The following is a 20,561-nucleotide window of genomic DNA, read 5'->3' as shown; positions in this document are numbered from 1 at the left end:
AACTCCCGGATTTCCTCCGGGAGTTTCCAAATAGCTTAAAATTTGATCCTCAGGCAGTCATTTCTTCTTCGAGATGCGAAGCGCTAAGATGCAATACTTCCGTAGTCCAGGCGCGTGTTTTCAGTGCCAGCTCTTTTTCCTTGGAGAGTGATTTGCCAAACGAGGGAATGATCTTTTTAAATTGCCCCTGCCATTCCGGCGACTTTGCTTCGGGAAAGCAGCGGTGGATGAGTTCCAGCATGATCGACACCGCGGTGGAGGCGCCGGGGGACGCACCAAGCAATGCAGCCAGAGAACCATCGGCGGCTGTTACCATTTCCGTCCCGAATTCGAGCACACCGCCCGCTTTCTTGTCTTTTTTGATTACCTGAACGCGTTGTCCGGCAGCTTCCAGGTCCCAGTCTTCCAGCCGTGCTTCCGGAAGGTAATCCTTCAAAGCTTCGAGGCGATCCTGTGGCGACTGCCGCACCTGGTCTATCAGGTACTTCGTCAAGGGGATGTTATGCAGACCAGCGGCCACCATAGGCTTAATATTGTTGAGCTTAATGGAGAGCGGAAGGTCCAGATAGGAACCGTTTTTTAGAAATTTGGTTGAAAAACCTGCGTATGGCCCAAAAAGCAGTGCCTTCTTGCCGTCGATCACCCGGGTGTCCAGGTGAGGAACCGACATCGGTGGTGAGCCAACAGACGCTTTTCCATATACTTTTGCCTGATGTCTTTCGATGATCTCAGGTTTGTTGCAAACCAGCCATTGGCCGCTCACCGGGAAGCCGCCGAATCCCTTACCTTCGGGAATATCAGACTTTTCAAGCAATGGTAATGAGCCGCCACCTGCTCCGATGAAGACGAATTTGGTGTGGATCTTACTGGTCTTTTTGGTTTCACGGTCCTTGACCTCGATCATCCAGGAGTTGTCTTTGTTCCGGGAGAGATCATCGACCTCGTAATTCAGATAAAGGTTGACATCCTCTTGCTGCTCCAGGTAATCGAACATCGCTTTGGTGAGTGCGCCGAAATTGACATCGGTTCCCAATTCCATACGGGTGGCCGCGACTTTTTCTTCCGGATTCCGTCCCTCCATAACCAGCGGCACCCAGTTTGTGATCACTTCCTGGTCCTCGGTATATTCCATGCCCTGGAAGAGGTGGTGGCTGGTCAGTGCTTTGTATCGTTTGCGGAGATATTCTACGTTTTCCTCTCCCCATACGAAGCTGAGGTGGGGAATGTTGTGGATAAATGTGTCGGGGGACTCGATCACGCCATTTTCGACCAGGAAGGACCAGAATTCTTTTGAAACCTCAAAGGACTCAGCGATTTTGATGGCCTTTTTCGTTTCAATGGACCCGTCCGGGAGTTGCGGCGTGTAGTTGAGTTCGCAGAATGCGGAGTGGCCAGTGCCTGCATTGTTCCATGGATCTGAGCTCTCGGCAGTGACGCGATCGAGGCGTTCGAAGATTGAGATAGCGATCGACGGATTAAGCTTTTTGAGTAGAACCCCGAGCGTGGCGCTCATAATACCTGCCCCTATCAAAACCACGTCAGGTGAGCTCGTTTTTGAAGACTTTTTGGTATTCATCACGAAAAAAAGTAAGTATGCTAAGAAGGCCTAAGCCCGGAAAAATACAAAATACTAGTTGTTAACAATGATTGTAACACTATTTGTTTCGAAAATAGTATAATTTCAAAAATAAAAGTTAAGGGTGATTGCAAGTTCTTGGTTGGGGGCAATTAAAACTTGGATAGGTTTAATTATAAAGAAAAAGGACCACGTATACGCGGTCCTTTTTCTTTATAATCTGTAACAGAAGCTCTGGTTAGTCGGCGCTGATGGCATCCGAGTCTTTCAGACCCAAGCTGGCAATGGTTTTTGCATAGTCACTCTGAAGTTCTGCGCTTATTCTGAATTTGTCGGCTGGTACTATCACAATTCTTATATCCTGAAAGTCGCGATCCGGGGCGACAGGCTGATCTTCTGACCAGCTGAGGGCCTGGAGTGTCACAAAGAGACGCGCGTTTGAGTAACGGCTATAAACGCCGAAGTTGGTGTACTTGTTATCGTCCCAACGTGCTATCCCCGGCATATTCCACCATCTGTTTTGACTTTTCACATAAACAAACACGACACTTTTGGCAATGAAGATCGAATCTGCGGCGGTCAAATTGGATTTGCCTGCGACATATCCTCCATTATAGCTTTTTACAGCGCCTGTGGAAAACATTCTCGCGCCAACGCCGTCCTGTCCGTTGACACCAGAATCGCCTTTAGGTCCCTGAGCACCCGCTGGTCCTGCCGGTCCCGCTGGCCCAGCCGGTCCCACATCTCCCTGATCTCCGTCGCAGCTGACAAACGCCACGGACAAACATAAAAAAGCAAACGATATTAGTTTTTGCAACATAATGATTGAGTTTAGTTGGAGTAATTAAGATAGGAACAAAATAAGTATAAAAAATTTCAATTACCTACGTATATGCGCCGTCAATGTATGCGTTAAAATTCTATCAACAGAATATTTTTAAACCTGTTACATAAAAAGTGTGCCATGTAGCAATTCCTTTACAAGGCCTATTTAGTTAATACTATACGTCAAGTCGGTATGCCAGAAATTTCGAAAAATTTGGGTAATTATGTATTTGATAAACGCCTTTCACATTAACTTCATGAAATAATAGCACTATAAAACAATACGTTATGAACAAATGTACTTTTACAAAAATCTTCCTCAGTGTTTTAATCGTTGGTCTTGGGATTGTAGGTAAAGCAGTGGCTCAAGGAACACCCTGGAATGGCGCTTATGGAAATGAATGGCTTCAAGGAAAATACGGTCAAAAATGGTTGCGAATTGGCATAGCTACCAGAGGTATTCACCGGGTTACGCTTCCAGCAGGCTTTATGGTAGGCTCAGATCCCAACGTTTTACACCTTTATTTCCGTGGCACCGAGGTAGCACTGACAGCGGCGAGCGCAACTGAAATTGAGTTTTACGGAGTTCCCAATGATGGAAGTTCGGACTCCCTGCTGTACCGGCCGTATTCGTCACGCGTGAACCCGTATTACAGCATGTTTTCCGACGAAAGCGCTTATTTCCTGACTATCGGGTCTCCGAATGGTAAGCGGGCGGCAATAGAGAATCTCAGTGATCCTGCGGGCGCAGATGTGCTTGCCTATCACCTGCAAACAGACAATGTAAATTACCAGCTCGAATACTCCCACGCAACACAGTTTCCCACCAGGCCTACCAACTTAAACAGCTTTATGGAAGATGGGCAAACGCGCAGCGGAGGCAGGCTGATAGATACCGACGCACATCCGATCTTCTCCTCTTTTCCAATCCAGTTAAAAAAGCAATTTGGCAGTGATGCGCCAAGGGTTGACGCGCTGGTACATGGACGTTCGAATTATGCCCCTAATGGATTGAATCCGAGAAATGTTCATATACACATCGGGCCGAATGCAGGTTCTCTTCGACATGTCGCGCAGGTAGCTATCGACGGCTTCATGTATGGGAAATTTTCATTCGATGTGCAGCCGGGAGATCTGAATGCAGGTGTGGGAACACTTGGCTTTAACCTGGATTCCCCTTTGCAAGGAGTAGCCTACGACAGATTCTCGGTCACCTACTATAATGTCTCTTATAAGCAAGAAATTGATATGCAAGGGCTGGCGTCCTATTTGTTCACATTTCCGGCAGCGGCTCAGAATTCGAAAAGCAAAATTAGCGTAACAACTCCTCCGGCGACTGGAACAGTTAAGTTTTATGACATTTCGGATCCGATTAACCCGAGGGTGATCAATGGTACCCCGGCGAGTGTTATTTTCAGCAGACCTACAAACAAACCTTTGTCGCTCTGGGCAACAAACACGGCCAATGCCGTTCCATCCGGCAAGGTTTCAACGGTGACGTTTACGGATATCAACAAGTCCGACTATGATTATATGATTGTCAGCAACCAAACATTGCTGGGATCATCTGCTGCATTTGCGGCGTATCGGAAGAACACGAGCCCCGGGAGAAAATATAAGACAGGGGTGTTTAAGATCACAGATCTTTACAACCAGTTTAACTATGGAGAACCCAGTCCGCTGGCTATTCGCAGATTTGTGGATTTTATGGTTTCTGATGGTAATAAGGATAAATATTTGCTTCTGATGGGTAAATCTGTAACCCGCAACGACAGAATTACCAAAGAATTGCCGGACGAAGTCCCAACGTTTGGTTTTCCGGGATCAGATTTATTGCTCATCGAAGGATTGCAGGGCACAGACAAGGACGTTCCGGTAATTCCGTTTGGCCGTATCCCCGCTATCAACGATGCACAGGCAACAGCGTACCTTAATAAAGTAGTTGAATATGAAGGGACGACTACCGGCCTTGGCTGGCGTAGAAATGTTGCACACATCAGTGGCGGGAAAACCCAATCAGAAATCGATGACCATGCGCTAAACCTTAATACGGCGGCAGCAAAGGTCAAAGCAGCTGGATTTAATGGCAAGGTCTATCCGGCTAAAAAGCCTGTCGCTGTGGAGACTGTGATTCAAATGGATACATTGAACAAACATGTGAATTTTCCTCCTGCGAGTGGCACGGATGCCGGTGGGGTCGGAATGATCACTTATTTTGGGCATAGCGTCCCCTATCAAACAGACTATAACTTTGGTTATGTTTCTGATGCTGCAAAGCAATTCAGTAATCCGGGCAAATATCCGATCATGTTTTACAATGGTTGTGATATTTTAAATGTATTCAGTAACAACTTCGCAGAGACTGTAAATGCTTCAACTTCACGGCCTCAATCGCTGGACTGGCTGCTTAGCGCCAATAAAGGAGCCATTGCAGTTTTTGGAAACTCCTGGGCTGGTTACGCTTCGAGCTGTAATAACTACATGCAAAAAGTGTATACAGAATTATTTACAAAGAACGACGTGACCAGACAGCCTCTGGGCAAAATTCTGCAGATCGTTGCGCAACAGACAAAGACCAGCGTCGGATTCAGAATGGGGGCTGAAAATGCCAGAACTGCTGAGGTTTACATTCAGGATCAAGCACAAATCCATCAAACAGTTTATCTTGGCGACCCTGCATTGAGGGTTTTGCTGACCACAGAAGGAGGGCTCCCTGTGGAGCTGATTTCTTTTGACGCGCAGCTCTCGTCAAACAATCAGGTTAACTTGACATGGAAGACAAGTTCGGAAGTCAACAATAGCCATTTCGTTGTTGAAAGGAGCTACAATGCAAAGAATTTCGAGGCTATCGGACGGATTGAAGGGAAAGGTGACTCAAATGTCGAGGCAGTATACAACTATGTAGATAACAAACCACTGCCAGGTACCAGCTATTATAGATTGAAACAGGTAGATTTTACCACTACGGACGCAAACGGACAGAAAGTCGATGGCGAGAGCTCTTATTCGAAGATCGTATCGATCGTCCGGGAAGGCACGAGCTTGGTTACCGTTTATCCCAATCCGGTATCCGAAACCGCGGAGATTCTGCTTGACCAGATTATTAAGCTCAAACAATGGAGTTTGCTTGGTATTGATGGCACACCGAGAAAAACCGGAAAAAGCAGTAAAATTGACTTGTCTAATTTGCCTTCCGGCACATATTTGGTCAGAATAGCGACCGAAAATGATGATGTCTATTATCAAAAAATTATTAAGAAATAGAATTTGGGATTGTCAACGATTACGTCTATGCGTCGGAATAAACAGCATGTTATCGGAGTGTTGATCCTCTTGTTGGCTCTTTTGAGCCAACAAGAGGTTATCGGCCAGGTTAAGTCAACGTATTCCAATAAATGGATAAATTATGCTAAGCCTTATGTGAAAATTGGTATCAACAAGAAAGGACTGCATAAGGTATCCATGTCTCTTTTGCCAAAGGAGTTTTCGGCGGCTGCGACGGATAAGTTGCAACTCTGGCATAGAGGAAGGGAGGTCTCCATAATTAGCGTTTCAAATAACGAGATACTCTTTTTTGCTGTTCCCAACGACGGTGCGAGCGATTCACTGCTGTACAGGCCGATGAGCTCGAGAATGAATCCGTATTTTAGTATGTATTCCGACGAAGGCTCGTATTTTCTGACAATCGGAGACACGGCTGGTCTCAGGGCCAAAACAGTGAATGAGGCGGTAAACATGAGTACCCCCCCGATTGCCGCTCACGACGAACTGGCCGTAACTGTTTTTCAGACAGATTATTCGCTCAGTACTCAGAATCCCATTAGGCCCAATTTCTTCAATAGCTTTTTCGAGCTGGGCGCAAGTCGAACAGGAAAAGTTCAGTTGCCGAACACAGTGCTTACCAATGAGTTTACACTCAAAAACCTGGTGGGCGATGTCGAAAATGTCAGGATTAAATTACTTGTTCACGGAAGAAGTAATAATGACAGGAGCATTGAAGTGTACGTAGGAAAAACAGCCGAATCATTTAGAAAAGTCACGGCAATCGCTAATACTGGTTTTGCAGGTTCTGAATATACATTTAGCCTGAGCAAAGCAGATGTAAATGATGCCGGAAAGGGGATACTGGGCCTGAAATCTATTTCTACAAACAAATCAGACAGATTCTCACTCGCCTACTATTCGGTCGCTCTTTCCCAAGCGGTCGACATGACGTCGCAGGTAACAAAGGAGTTCAAACTGAAATCAGATAATACGGGACCTAGCCGCCTTCAGATAAAAGGTTTGCCCGCAAAGGGTTCATTGCTGGATATTTCGGATCTCGACGCGCCGAGTGTGATAGGTGGTTCCGGAGAGAATTTCATGCTGAAAAGCGTCAAGGGGAAGACCTTAACGCTTTTTGCTTCAAACGAAGTCACAAATGTTGTCGCGGCAAAAATTAAGGCTTTGAATCTCAGTGTAATTGAGACGAAGCAGCCCAACTATGTGATCATAACCACAGAAAGCCTGTATCAGGGTGCGACGCAGTATGCGGCGTATCGGAGTTCTACCGCCGGGGGCGGATTCAAGCCGGTCATATTGAAGATAACCGATTTGTATGACCAGTTTAATTACGGCGAACCAAGCCCTCTGGCGATACGGAACTTCATGACTTACATGCTTGGGGAGGGCGGAAAGGATAAATACCTTTTTTTAATAGGCAAGTCGATCACACATAACGAGAGAATGAAGCGGGAGTTGCCCGATGAAGTACCAACCATTGGCTATCCTGCCTCAGATTTGCTGCTGGTGGAGGGGCTGGCAGGAACTAGCGCGGAACAACCGGCAGTACCGGTTGGACGGCTGTCTGCATTATCTAATCAGAATGTGCTGGATTACCTGGTGAAGGTGAAGGAGTATGAACAAAATGCCATCGGAGATTACGGCTGGCGCAAGAACTTTCTGCATTTGAATGGCGGTAAAAATACCGGTGAAATAACTCAACTTAAGGATCTGTTGAATGACTTGGTGCCGAGCGTTGCCGATGGGGTAGTTGGTGGAAAGGTTAAACCTTTTGTAAAGCAGCAGCCGATTGCCGAGGTTGAACCAGTGAATATTACATCGGATGTTAATGCCGGTGTAGGTCTGATCACGTATTTCGGGCATGGTTCTCCAATTGTGACCGATCTCGACATGGGCTATATTACTGATGTTGCACGTGGGTATAACAATTTCCAAAAGTATCCGATGATGTATTTCAACGGCTGCGGCGTCGGGAATATTTTTAGCGCACGCTTTAACACCAACCCCAATTCAATCAGTGACAGGATTACGCTGTCGCTGGATTGGCTACTTGCCCCGGACCGTGGCAGTGTGGCGATTATTGCAAACTCTTTTGAAAGCTTTGTAAGTCCTTCGTCGGAGTATCTGAAGCAGTTATACAAGAGTATGTTCGTTGACGCGGCTACTGTTAATTTATCCATTGGAAAAATTCAGCAGGCCGTTGCCAATGCTATTCTCTCCCAGACTAAGGATAAGTACACTGTTGCAAATGTGCATCAATCTCTTTTACAGGGAGACCCCGCACTGAAGCTCATCACGGTAGGTAATCCTGACTACTCGGTTAGCTCGGATGAAAGTATTACGCTCTATTCCGAAACCGGGAACAAGACCTTAGAAATGTCTGACTCGGTTAGAGTAGGTGTCGTTCTGGCAAACAAGGGTCGTTACGTGAAGGGACAAAACATCACTGTTGAGATAGGTTTTCAGGGACGTGGCGGGAACGTTTCCAAAACAGTGGTTTTGCCATCCTTTGCCTATCAGGACACGATAATGGTTTCGTTTGTAAACAAGAAAGATCTTGAAAAGATTACGGTCAGTGTTGATCCCAAGCATACACTCAAGGAAATGGATATTAGTAATAATATCGCTGAATTGGATGTTAACTGGGATGCCGTGAAAGGAGCAAGCATTTTTTCTTCGGCTAACAATAAGGACATCATCCCACCCGCGTTGACCGTCAGATTTAATGGAATCGCTCCCAAGGACGACGGAGTAGTAAATGCCAACCCAATACTGAACATATTATTGAGGGACGACAGACGACTCTTTGCTGATACCGCACTGGTAGAGGTTTATCTGAGAAGCTGCCCGGATGGTTCATGTGAGTTTAAAAAACTTAGTTTTTCAGCCGCTGCCATAAGCATTGACTCGCTGGATAATTATAGCTTCCGGATCAACTATCCGACAACCGGCCTTGTAGCCGGAGATTATGAATTGCTGGTGAATGCCAAAGACAGGGCTGGTAATTTCTGTGTACAACCGTATCAGATTTCCTTTAAGGTGGGAGAATCGGTGGAAGGGGACATCGAAATGGTAGTTAGCCCTAATCCGGCGACATCTTTTGTCAGGTTTGAACTTAGCAAATTGAGTATTTCTAACCAGAGGGCCGTTAAGTACTCCATTTATAATCAAATGGGCGTTCTGATCGAGGAGAAGGAAATTCAGGCAAATCCGAAGTCCCGAAATTTGGAATGGTACTGGGCTCCCTCTTCTTCTTTTGCTGCGGGGTTATATAGCTATCGAGTAATTATTTATGGTGAAGGTAATCAGAAATTGAAGCAATTGGCGGGAAAAGTAGTTGTAACAAAATAGCTGATGCAGCCCCAGACATTGAACCGGTGTATCCACCACTAGTGTCTGGGGCCTTGAAATTCATGACTGTCAGAATTCGCGTAGAACGTCATATTATGTCACAAATGTAATGCAGTCATCCCCATGGATTCTAATATGGTGAACAGCGAAAATGAGGTGTCTGACTTATGCGTTAGCTGCGGAATGTGCTGTGACGGTACCTTGTTCGAAAAGGGCGCGATACGCAATGAAAAAGACAGGGAGACCGCGGACGATTTGGGGATGGGTACCTTCGAGTTTCACGGCAAGTTGTTCTTCAAGATGCCGTGTTGTCATTTTTCAACCTGCTGCACAATATACGAGAGGCTACGCCCTGACATATGCTCTGAGTTTTTTTGTGTTCCATTAAAAAAGTACAAAAAGGGGGAGCAGACCTTTGAAGATGCAAAACAACAGGTTCAGTCTTTACTCGAATATCGCGATAAGCTTTTAAAAGCAGCCTCGCAATTTTCTGAAACAAGAAATCTAAATTTCATAGAATTAAAGGCCAAACTAGAAGCATCTTCCGAAGACAGTGAGAAAGTAAATGTTTATAAAGACCTCTTTCTGCTATTTTTTCTTTTCGAAAATGTGAGAAAGAAGTATTTCAGACTGGTCAGGACAGATAACAGCGCACAGAGCTAGAAAACCTGATTTTTAGCCCATCCTTTACAACTTTCAGTTGGCAGGAAGTTGACAATACTATTTTGGTTCCTGCAATGTTTCAAGCCAAATGGCTAAGGATATGGTTTTCGAGATATGAAACCAGGTGCTGATCTTTTGACCGTATGGAATCTTTTCGTTCGTTAAAACGGAAATCTGATGCGAGAATTTCTTACGGTCAACGAATTCCCAAACTGTTTTTGAATCGAAGAGGAAATCCCTGGCCTGCTGATACATGCGCAAAGTAACTTCCTGTCCATGGGATCTGATCGGTGTTTTAGTGCTGCGGCACCGCACTTTATCAATTAAAAGACCTTTCATCCCCTCCCGGAAATGTGCACGGCCGATTCCGTCACCGTACTTAACGATGTCAGGAATTGCCATACATAACTCGAACAATTCACGGTTATAAAATGGTGAATTGTTGACCATCTCAAGGTGATTACTTAATACAAAATCCTGCTCGTTGGCCAATATGGCATGGGAGTTGAAAACATCCAATAGTGATTGCCTGTGCAGTTTCTGGCAATCCTCTTCTCCCAACAAACCTATGGGAGTTACTGTTGTCCCCTCTTTTCGTTGCAGAAGAATATCATCACAGAGTACAGAAGTAATCTGGCCACTTTCCTTTTTTCTGACTTTATTCAGCAAACTTTGAAGCCCCCGGCGAAAATGATAAGGATAAGAAACTTTGAAATGTTTTGAAACATCCGCAAAAAATTGGCAGAACTCTTTAAAGGATACCTGGAATACTTTTTTGGAAAGTTGCCGATATAGAAAGTTTTGTAACACAATGTTAAACTTCCGTTCAAAAGAATACTGATCCCATTGAGGATAAGCACCGGAAAGGGAATAGTATGCAACGCGCTTCTCTAACAAGGTTTTGACAAGCTCCCAATCGCCATTTGCAAATGAACGCTCTGTTATTTCCAATCCGCTGCCAACTATCGAATCTCCATCACGTCCGTTAAATATAGTGTCGCAGCCATGCGATTTAGCGATTTTCATAAGGGACCAATTGGCCGAGGGACTTAATATGGCGCAAGACGGCTGTCGGGACAATAGAATGGATTCTCTAAGTATCTGCAAGTCATTCTGAGACTGCATTATTTCATAGTGTTCTGATCCGATTGCCTCGGCCACAGCCAGGGCAAACAGATTTTCGTTACTGTGTAATGTGTTAGTTTTATTGTAAAGTGTTACCAGGGGATGGTCTGGAAATAAGAATCTGACAGCTGTGCTAACGGAAGATGAATCCATTCCACCGCTTAGGTGCGAGGCAAGTCTCTGATTAGGACCTTTATCGCTGTTTCTAACCGCATTCAAAAATTGGCTGCGAAACTCCTCTCCAAATTCCGGCAACGATGTTAAATGAGACCATTTGGAGGGTTGAAGCACTAACAGCGGCTTTGTACTAGCTTCGTGAAAAGTCAGTCTGAGTAAATGCCCGGGTAGAACTGATTTAATGTTACTCACGAATGTGTCTGCCTGATACAGCAACTCCGCTTCATTCAGAAATGTCGCGTAATTCGCAACTTTATGAATGTCTGCTTTTCCAGATCGTCGCACAGCCGTATTAGACAATAGTGAGGCGAAACTGGTTGAGAAGATCAACATGGAGCTGTCGATCTGCGCATAGTACAATGGAACCCTCCCAAAGAGCTCTCGCGAGAGCAAAAGCTCTTTCTTGTCAATATCAAAGAATGCGGATACCCCGACGTTAGCGGACCCGATCTTTTCATCAAGTACTGACAAAAAAAAAGAAACAGATTTCTCAGTTGAAAAATTACTGAGAAATTCCGTTTCTGATATTTTATTGTTGGAAAAGAAGGCGCCTACAAAACTGCTGGCCAAATTTTCTAACTTATTTTGGACTCTTACTCCTATGTAACCGTAGTCAGAAAAGACTACTTCGCTATACTTTGGTTTTACATCTTCAATATTGAAACTGTTCTTTTTAGGGAAAATGCAACCTTCAAAAAGCATAAATTAAGCACAGAAGGAATAAAAGGCCTCCTAAATCAGTCTGGGTTGAAATTTTTAGAAATTTCATCTTCGTCCAAGCTTCCACCAACTTTACCCTTCGTAAGGGTGGAGACATTTCCCAGCTTGTTAAGAACCGGCTTCCGGTAAGACTTTTTTGTCTGTGTAGAGTGCGATATCACTGTTCTCATTGTTTATAGGTTATAATGATTAATACCAGTATCCGACGTAAATTTAGTGAGAGAAATTTAAAAAACAAGTTTTCAGTGTGTCGAATATGAAAAAAACAAGTTTTATTGATGTTCGCCTTACGAAGAGAGAGAATTATCGCTCCCCAAAATCAATGATTTTCCTTGTTTTGTGACTGCCGGATTCAATTTTGCCGGAGCCTATGCAATCTTCATTTTGGCAAAATTCAAAGGCGGTTTGATCATCAGACACCAACCCTACACCCATTCCGTATACTTTTACACCCACATATTTATTGATGATCGAGGTGTCTTTTCTTTCCACAACAGTCAAGGATTGATTGAACGACTTTTCCCCAATTTGGGTAGGCTCATTCACCTTTTCATAGTAGTAATCCTGCTTTTCCTGGTCATTGTAGGCGTTTCCGTTCCATTTCATGCGCGTGTCGACTGGAAACACCAGCGAGAAAAAAGTCTGGTTATCAATGTTGACAAGCAGCTTGTCGGGATATTTCTGAACCGTGTACTCCTTCACCTTCTGCCAGTAATCAGCGGATGTGTTTCGGGTAGATCTTGAAACGAGGTAAGTGGTGATACCGGCCGAATCTCCAATCATTTTTTCGACCTCATCCTTTTCCTGCCATTTTTTGACAACAGGAGCTGTTTGTCCCGTTGAATATATTTCCTCATTCACTTCATATACCTGATAGTGGCCTGGCTGAAGCGGGTAGTAGCCATAGATGTCCAGCGGATCGGTCGTGCTTTTTTCACAGGACAGCAATGTTGCAGTGGCAATTATTGCGAATACGAATGGGAGGCTGAAACTTGTGCGTACAGATTGATTCATTTTATTGATTTATAAATTTGCAATGCTCTCCGTGAATTACTTGTCATTTCCCTCCAATTTCCCCTTCAAAAAGCCGATCAGAACCTGTAAACCCACGTCAAAGCGTGAATTATTATTGATGATCATGTCGGCTTCGGCACGGAGAGGAAGAATGAATTTATCGTAAGTAGGCGCGACGTGATGCTCCCAACGATATAGCACGTCATCGAGATCATAACCACGCTCATTATTATCACGAATAATTCGTCGTTTTATTTTAACATGCTCCTTGGCATCGACAAAAATTTTGAGATCGATCAACCGGGCAATTTCTGGAAAGTAGAAAACGAATATGCCTTCGACGATAATGATGGGCCTTGGTTCGAAGATCAGGTTCTCGGGTTTGATCAGCGGATTGTTGAACGTGTACTCTTTTTGTTGGACTGATCTTCCGGCTCGAAGCACAGCTATGTGCTCCGCAAACAAATGATGGTCAATCGTTTCCGGAAGGTCGAAATTTTCAACTCCGTTTTCATCCCGGGGGATCTCATGGATCGGACGGTAGTAGTTATCCTGAGATATGCGTGTGATTTCTTCCTTATCGAAGGCGTCGATCAGGCTCTTCATAAAATAGGTTTTCCCGGAAGCGCTGCCACCGGTAATACCCACAATGTAAGGTACTTTTTCCTGAATCGGCATTATATGGTCATTGTGCATTCGCTGACGTAAACGCTGGATTTTAATTTATGATTTTATTCTATAATTGCCAATTTTCCGGCGAGCTTCTCGGAGCCTTCCGACGAAATAGTGAGTATAATATATATTCCGCCTTTTGCCCGTTTGCCGGTATAGTCGTTCAGGTTCCAGGAAGCAGTGCCTCCTTCTGATCTGGTTTCATATACCAGTCGGCCCGCGATGTCGGTAATCTTCACCGTGGAAAATGCGGTGAGTCCGCTTACGCCCAAAGTGCCGGAGTAACCCGGTCGGACCGGATTCGGAAATATCCTGATTGCCGATAGTTTTTCGGACGGAGCAGAAGCGTCGCTGCGATACGATACCATACCGTTGGGAGTTTCCACAAAAAGCAGCCCGTTTTCGGGGTCAAACCGTAATGCAGTTATGATGTCAGCAGGCAGAGGGCTATCGGCCGCTGTAAATTTTCTGATCAGTTCTGTTCCGTCCGCATTAAACAGATACAGTCCGTTGCGGGTGCCTATCCATTTCCGATTGCCAGGTTCCACAGCCAGCGCAGTACATTCTTCATTACTGAATAGTTTACGCTGACCAAAAATTGGAAGTATCGCATCGACCCGGTCAGTGCCTAAAACGCCTTCCGGAGCAAAATAACCGACCCCTTTGGCACTCGCAAACCATACATAGCCATCCAGGTCAACAGCCAGGCTATTGATTTTCGATGCTGGAAGGCTTCCATTGCCCATTGATGTAGAAAGTATCCTTTTTTGAGAAGCGCTTTGTCCATCCACGAGAATGCCTCCTCCGAATGATTGCGGTAGTTTTGTCCACCGTAAACCGTTAAGATCAACAACGGAAGAATCTGTACGCGGAGATAACGTGGTGTCGCCCTGAATGGGGAGAACAGGCTGAAAGTTCGAAAGAGAATTGGAGATAAGCCCTTTTTGCTGATCGGCAACCCAAAATTTGTCTTCGCCTGTACGTATTGCGTCCTGAATAGCGGTGAAAAATGGAGAGTTGAATGTCTTGATATTACCCAGATTATCCATCACCACGATTGAACTGCCCGTTGTGATGGTGACCTTTTCATTCGTATCCGCAATCCTGAGAGCGGAGCCGCTGAAAGGATAGCTCAGTTTCCAAAGTCCCTGATCATACCGGAATATCCCTTTTCCGGTTATCGCAGCATACAATGAACCGGAAAAAAATCCTACACTGGTGATTTGTCCCGGAGCCGCTATCGTTTTCCAATTAGCAAAGTACTGCCGGTTTACATTGGGCTGCATGGATGTGCCCAGTAGGGTTCCGTCCGAGGTTACTGCAAAAAGTGAGTCATTGGAAAATGCAAGATCGTTAACTCTGACCTGCGCTCCGTTGAGACCAATATAGCGGTATGTTTCGTCAACTTGCCGAAGCTTCGTATCGAGTACCAGGATACCAAACCCGGTAGCGAGATATGCCAGTCCATTTCTGAAAACAATATGACTGATGGCTTTATCTGTTGGTAATCCGGCGGTGTTACTGAGGACGTTCCATGGTTCAACCTCGTCCGGCTCTGAGTCGTCGTTCAGGAAAACAAAGTCGATGGTGCCGTTCCTATATGCAAGCAAGAGCAGTTTCGATTCCGGTTGATACCCCATTGCATTGATGCCGGTACTACTTAATCCGTCCGCTTTGGATAAGATCCGGGTCTGATTATTCTGGGTATTTACCGAGAACAGGCCGTTATGCGATGAGCAGAAAACCTTATTACCTGCCTCAACTACCTGTCGGGCCGACAGGTAATTGAAATGACTTTGCCAATGTCCGATCGGAATCGTCTGGCTGCTGGCACAGAGTGGATTGAGGACAGATATGAGCAGGAGAAAATATTTCCCTGTCTTCCGTATACGATCATCCTTGGGCCAGCTATAATGCATATCGGAAGAGAATTTCTGCGTATTAATTTTCCACCGTAATAACAGCCGTGCCTCGTCCGGTTCCCGTACCACACCCGCTTTTCAGGGAAGTGATGGTATATTCCGTTGTTGCGTTGGGAGACACCGAAATCAGGTAAGGATTCAGGAATGTGCCATTAATGGTAGTTCCGTCAGAAAGCGTGAAGGACCAGGGTGGCAATCCATTTTTGAACTTCAGTTGAATCCGGGTTGATCTTCCGGTTGAAATATTTCCCCTTCCGGCGACTTCGCCAACTGCCCTGTCGGGGGCGACCACGTCAAGTTCTTCGATGGCACTGGAAACAGCAGGAGAGGTGGATATAATTCTTATTTTTTGAGTTTTAATCGTATCTCCCAGTGCCGCAGCAGCAATTTTAACCTTCATGGTGGTTGGAGTCACTGTCGTTGGCAGATTTACAAAACGACCCGATTTATCGGTAATCTGCACCGTAAATTTGTTTCCCGGATTGTAGCGCCCTTCTGTTTTGTAGGGGATGTCGATGGTAGAGCCGGCACAGACCATATTTTGCGGAAGCTTTTCCAGTGTAATGCTCGCAGGAGCACTTTTTACACTGACTTTCGCCGAGCCGGAGAATTTACCCACCCCACAGAGGCCTCCTGCCGATGTAATCTGGTAATTGGTATCGTAGAGCGGCTTTACTTTGAGTTTATGAGGAGACTCTATGATGTTATTTTCATAGGTGCCATCTGAAAGCAAAACGAACCACGGGCCGCCGCCCGTAAATTTCACCGTGAGTTCACCGGATTCATTTTCACCGAGGCGTAGCGAATCCTTCTGAAGGGTAACAACCGTAGGTGAAACAATGGAAATATTGGCTGTCTGGCTCATCAGGTATGGCGCGGTGGATGTTACGCGCAGCTTGTATTCTCCCGGCTTGTAGCTGTCCGGGATTTGAGTAGTGACGAAACCGCTCGAGTCCGGAGTGGAAATAGCCTTGAAAGCACCGGTCCGTTCCGCAATCTGAACTATGAATTTGTTTCCTTCTTTGTACTTGCCCGTGGCATTGAAAGGCACCTGAAACGGTACACCCGCACATAGCTTGGCGATTTTCTCAACCTCTTTCAGTTCGAGCTTGGGTTCAGGATTGTTGTTGACATTTACAATCGCTTCGCCCGAAGTGCTGCCGCTGCCACAAGCGTTGGAAATGCCTGTAATCTTATAGGCTTTCACGTCGTTGGGTTTTACGGTAATGTAATGCGGGTTGGAGAGTGTCTGGAGTACATTGGTGCTGTCCGAAAGACGGAAAGACCAGGGCGCTGCTCCCGACAGATGTACACGCAGATGCGCTTCCTGTCCAGGCATAATTCTTACTGTCTGGGAGCCATCGATGAAATCGATGCGGGCACTTGGTGCTTGCAGTAACCGTAACGGGACCTCCTGACTTTTCACGACCGGAATGGAGCTTATGATCTGAATGCGGTAGACTTCGCCGCCAACTTTGTACGAGGGCACAACCGCCTTTACCGGACTCTTTTTTACAGGAAGCGAAATGGGCACCGATTTGCCTGAGCCATCGATCATATAAGCGACAAAGGTATTGTCTTCGTCAAATGGCCCGTCTACTTTAAATGGGATCGCGATATTGGTTCCGGGGCAGACCGACAAATAAGAAATATCTTCAATGGTGATCTTGTAAGAATGAATACTGTCGGCGACAGACTTTGTTTCTTTGGCGAGCTTTTCTTCAGCGGCAGCTTCCGTGAGGGTATCGGAAGGTACTCCTGCGTTGCTGCTCGGGGGTGCTAAGGTATCGGGCGCTGTGGCAGCACTGTCGATAATGGGAGTTGCTGCCTGTCCCTTCAGAGAATCAGGCTGGCTGGCAGCCTGTTTTTGGACAGGGGCCGGGGCTTTTTTCTTTGGTGCCAGGATTTGTTTCCTTGGCGCGGAGGTTCTTCTCTGTGCCTCAGTCTGGCCGGAAACCAGTAGAAATCCGAAAAAAATAACAAAGACGAATCTGAACATGCAGTTTTAATTGAGTAAACATTTAGTTCATGGATACCAGCGTGCTTCCCCGTAATACCGGTACGACATCATACAGGTCTGTTTGCAGGCAATACGAGATATCCTTTTGTATTCCTAATCGCTGCAGACGGCGTACGTGGGAGGAATTGGAGACACTGGCTAACAAATTATCACGGCTTTGCAGGTATAAACGTTGCGCCATCAGGGTTCCGTCTTCCAGCAGCATAAATTGATCCTTCAATGCTTCGGCCAATGCGCCCGCAAAGAGGGTGTCTTCCAAGTTAGGCCGGCCTTTCCATCCCGCACACAGCACCAGCACGTCGTAAGGTTCTGTTCTCAGATGGTTTGCTAGTGCCCCCAGGTTCAGGAACGAGCCGATCATGACTTTCACCGCCGACGATTTAGCCTTGGCGATGGACAGGGTACCGTTCGTAGTGGTCATGGCGACCTCCGCGCCGATCAGGCTCTCGTGCATATAACTGAACGGAGAGTTATCGAGGTCGAAGCCTTCCACTTTTCGGGCATCCCGCTCTGCGGCCGCAATGAACCCTTTATCCTGTAAGAACTTGCACTCTTCCACACTGGCGACAGGTGTAATGCTCTTCACACCGTAGGCAAGGCCTGTAACCATGCAGGATGTTGCTCTGAATATGTCTGCAACGACAACTATTGAATTATCAAGTTTGTGTAAATGAAGTAAATCCGGAGTGAGACAAACATCAAGTTGTTTCATAAAATCCAATCGAACTGTTAAAATGGGAGGGGATTAATTCTTTACAAACGGGAGTTTTACGGTTTTTGCCTTTAGCAATTTATCCCGGACTTTTACGAAAATTTCGGTATCCGGTTTGCTGAATGTGGCCGGTACATAACCCATCCCGATACCCTTCTGAAGAGTAGGCGATTGGGTGCCCGATGTTACTTCTCCCAGTTTGTTACCCTCTGCATCACACAGTTCATAATGTCCGCGCGGAATGCCACGGTCAATCATTTCAAAGCCAATCAGTTTGCGCTTCGGTCCCGCTTCTTTTTGTTGTTTCAATGCCTCCGAGTTGACAAAGTCCTTCGTAAACTTGGTAACCCAGCCCAAGCCCGCTTCCAGTGGGGAGGTTTCGTCATCGATATCATTTCCATAGAGGCAAAATCCTTTTTCAAGTCTTAATGTATCTCTCGCGCCGAGTCCCACGGGTTTGATTCCGAACTCTTCACCTGCCTCGAAAATCGCATTCCACATTTTTTCAGCATCATCATTCGGCACGTATATTTCAAAGCCTCCCGCTCCGGTATAACCGGTCGCGGAAATGATAATATCCTTGATGTCGGCCATTTCGCCGATCCGGAATGAATAATACTCCATCGCAGCAAGGTCTACATCCGTGAGCTTCTGTAAGGCGGCGGCGGCTTTCGGCCCCTGAACTGCCAGCAGGCAAAGCGAATCCGACAGGTTTTCCATCGCGACACCTTCGGCATTGTGGCTTTGTATCCAGTTCCAATCCTTTTCGATATTGGATGCATTCACTACCAGGAAATAATCTTCTTCCGCGATGCGGTAGACAAGCAGGTCATCCACTACACCACCCGTAGCGTTGGGAAGATAGCTGTACTGGACTTTTCCATTATATAATACGGATGCATCGTTGGATGAAACTTTCTGGATCAAAGCCAAAGCGCCGGGACCTTTTATACTGAACTCCCCCATGTGAGATACATCAAACACGCCTACGCCATTTCTTACGGTATGGTGCTCTTCCAGATCCGAGGAGTAGCGGACAGGCATTTCAAAGCCCGCAAACGGGACTATTTTAGCGCCCAAACGGACGTGAAGTTGATGTAAAGGGACTGTTTTCATGCGGGATATATTGTTACACATTAATTTACAAAAGTAGGTAAAGGCAATCAAAGCGACACAAAAAACTGTTTTTTCGATCTCCATACCGTGCTTTTTGAAGTATATTGTGAAAAAATAGGTTAAAATTTTTACCGACCGGTCACCGCTGGTTTTCAGGAATATGAAGAAACAACTACTAGTTTGGCTCACTTTAGCAACCTCCGGAACGGTGACAGCCCAAACGGCTACATTTGTGGGAGAAGCGATTGACGATAAGATCAGCATCGGATATGGCGTTGCGGCTGGTGATGTGGACGGAGACGGCAGGACGGATATACTGTTGGCAGACAAAAAAGAGATTGTGTGGTACAAGAATCCGGCGAAGGGAGGAAAACAATGGGTAAGGCACGTGATGGCTAAGGACTTGACGGAGCAGGACAATGTTTGTATTGCGGCACGGGACATTGATGGGGACGGGAAAGTAGAAGTCGCCGTGGGCGCACAATGGAACCCCTCGGAGACAAAGGATATCAAGAATTCGGGCGCGGTGTTCTTCCTGTCAGCTCCAAATGATCGCACGCAAACCTGGGAACCAGTACGTCTGCATCACGAAGTGACGATCCACAGGATGCATTGGGTCAAAAAAGCTGACGGTGCTTTTCAACTGGCTGTGCTGCCTTTGCACGGAGAGGGCAATGCCGGAGGGCAAGGCGCAGGGGTGAAGCTGATCGTGTTTGACGTCCCCGAAAACACAAAAGGGATATGGCCCTACGAGGTGGTAGAAACCCAAATGCATATGACTCACAATTTTCAGCCGATGGAAATACCGGGACGAATGGCGGGGTTATCAATAGCAGGGAAGGAAGGTGTGCAGGTTTTTCTGAATGGGGCGGATGGCTGGGCTCCCTCCGGTAACTGGATGGTGCCGGAGCGTGGGGTAGGAGAGATCCGGACAGGGAGTCTGGGTAAGAATCAGTTGTTTACAGCGACCATCGAACCTATGCATGGTTCTGCATTGGTAGTCTACACCAAAGATAGCCGCACCGTGCTCACGGAACGTATTAAGGAAGGGCATGCATTGGCGTGCGCCGATTTTTTCGGGCAGGGGCGTGATCAGGTGGTAATGGGCTGGCGAAACCCGAATGTCTCGGGGGAAACGGGTGTCCGCATTTACGTGGGCAGCGATGCAGAGGGTAAGAAATGGCAGGAATATACGCTGGATGAAAGGATCAAGATAGCCTGCGAAGATCTGCTGCCTGCGGATTTGGACGGAGATGGGGATCTCGACATTATCGCCTCCGGCCGTGCGACGCATAATCTCGTAGTGTACTGGAACCAGCGGAAGAAGTAGTTCTGGTTGATAAAAGAAATGGGGAGAAAGCGTATTGCCTTCTCCCCATTTCTTTT

13 protein-coding genes and 1 pseudogene are annotated in these 20,561 nt (G+C 46.2%); 4 read left to right on the top strand and 10 right to left on the bottom strand.

All coding sequences use genetic code 11. The features are described 5' to 3' along the window. Positions 1-49: 49 nt before the first annotated feature. Both BP71_RS13335 and BP71_RS13330 read right to left on the bottom strand, forming a co-directional pair. Positions 50-1,582 (bottom strand): annotated as a pseudogene (locus tag BP71_RS13335) (malate:quinone oxidoreductase); the annotation flags it as partial. Between the two features lie 232 nt (positions 1,583-1,814). Next, positions 1,815-2,396, bottom strand: coding sequence for a hypothetical protein (locus BP71_RS13330; protein WP_496379924.1), 582 nt, complete (start codon positions 2,394-2,396; stop codon positions 1,815-1,817). 293 nt (positions 2,397-2,689) lie between these two features. Here BP71_RS13330 and porU2 (BP71_RS13325) point away from each other — a divergent pair, with 293 nt between their 5' ends. The 3 genes from porU2 (BP71_RS13325) to BP71_RS13315 all read left to right on the top strand — a co-directional run bounded on the left by porU2 (BP71_RS13325) (position 2,690) and on the right by BP71_RS13315 (position 9,697). Further along, the gene (porU2, locus tag BP71_RS13325; protein ID WP_496379922.1) at positions 2,690-5,665 is read left to right on the top strand and encodes a putative type IX secretion system sortase PorU2; all 2,976 of its coding nucleotides are present in this window, start codon (positions 2,690-2,692) and stop codon (positions 5,663-5,665) included. Positions 5,666-5,692: 27 nt separating this feature from the next. Beyond that, the gene (gene porU2 / locus BP71_RS13320) at positions 5,693-9,034 is read left to right on the top strand and encodes a putative type IX secretion system sortase PorU2 (RefSeq protein WP_496379920.1); all 3,342 of its coding nucleotides are present in this window, start codon (positions 5,693-5,695) and stop codon (positions 9,032-9,034) included. Between the two features lie 135 nt (positions 9,035-9,169). Then, a complete protein-coding gene (locus BP71_RS13315) occupies positions 9,170-9,697 on the top strand; it encodes a hypothetical protein (protein ID WP_496379918.1) in 528 nt (175 codons plus the stop codon). A gap of 57 nt (positions 9,698-9,754) precedes the next feature. On the opposite strand, the gene BP71_RS13310 is transcribed toward BP71_RS13315, so the two are convergent. The 8 genes from BP71_RS13310 to gcvT all read right to left on the bottom strand — a co-directional run bounded on the left by BP71_RS13310 (position 9,755) and on the right by gcvT (position 19,175). Then, positions 9,755-11,701, bottom strand: coding sequence for an asparagine synthase-related protein (locus tag BP71_RS13310; protein WP_496379916.1), 1,947 nt, complete (start codon positions 11,699-11,701; stop codon positions 9,755-9,757). Positions 11,702-11,736: 35 nt separating this feature from the next. Next, complete coding sequence (locus BP71_RS13305; RefSeq protein WP_496379914.1) at positions 11,737-11,889, bottom strand: lasso RiPP family leader peptide-containing protein; 153 nt, start codon at positions 11,887-11,889, stop codon at positions 11,737-11,739. 133 nt (positions 11,890-12,022) lie between these two features. Further along, the gene (locus tag BP71_RS13300; protein ID WP_496379912.1) at positions 12,023-12,733 is read right to left on the bottom strand and encodes a hypothetical protein; all 711 of its coding nucleotides are present in this window, start codon (positions 12,731-12,733) and stop codon (positions 12,023-12,025) included. Positions 12,734-12,769: 36 nt separating this feature from the next. After that, positions 12,770-13,411 carry a uridine kinase family protein gene (locus BP71_RS13295; RefSeq protein WP_496379910.1) on the bottom strand — a complete coding sequence of 214 codons (642 nt, stop codon included), beginning with the start codon at positions 13,409-13,411 and terminating at the stop codon, positions 12,770-12,772. Positions 13,412-13,464: 53 nt separating this feature from the next. After that, entirely contained in the window at positions 13,465-15,324 is a 1,860-nt protein-coding gene (locus BP71_RS13290) for a PorZ beta-propeller-like domain-containing protein (protein ID WP_496379908.1), read from the bottom strand. A gap of 22 nt (positions 15,325-15,346) precedes the next feature. After that, positions 15,347-17,326, bottom strand: a complete 1,980-nt coding sequence (locus BP71_RS13285; RefSeq protein ID WP_496379906.1) for a PDZ domain-containing protein — start codon at positions 17,324-17,326, stop codon at positions 15,347-15,349. Positions 17,327-17,348: 22 nt separating this feature from the next. Then, positions 17,349-18,059, bottom strand: coding sequence for a 2-phosphosulfolactate phosphatase (locus BP71_RS13280; RefSeq protein WP_496379904.1), 711 nt, complete (start codon positions 18,057-18,059; stop codon positions 17,349-17,351). Positions 18,060-18,092: 33 nt separating this feature from the next. Then, positions 18,093-19,175 (bottom strand): glycine cleavage system aminomethyltransferase GcvT, encoded by a 1,083-nt coding sequence (gene gcvT, locus BP71_RS13275; protein ID WP_496379902.1) that lies wholly within the window; start codon positions 19,173-19,175, stop codon positions 18,093-18,095. Between the two features lie 160 nt (positions 19,176-19,335). Between gcvT and BP71_RS13270 the strand changes: the two genes are divergently transcribed. Beyond that, the gene (locus tag BP71_RS13270; protein ID WP_496379900.1) at positions 19,336-20,505 is read left to right on the top strand and encodes an FG-GAP repeat domain-containing protein; all 1,170 of its coding nucleotides are present in this window, start codon (positions 19,336-19,338) and stop codon (positions 20,503-20,505) included. Positions 20,506-20,561: the final 56 nt, after the last annotated feature.

The sequence above is a fragment of the Dyadobacter ginsengisoli DSM 21015 genome (assembly GCF_059568735.1).
This window is presented reverse-complemented; position numbering and strand designations above follow the sequence as displayed.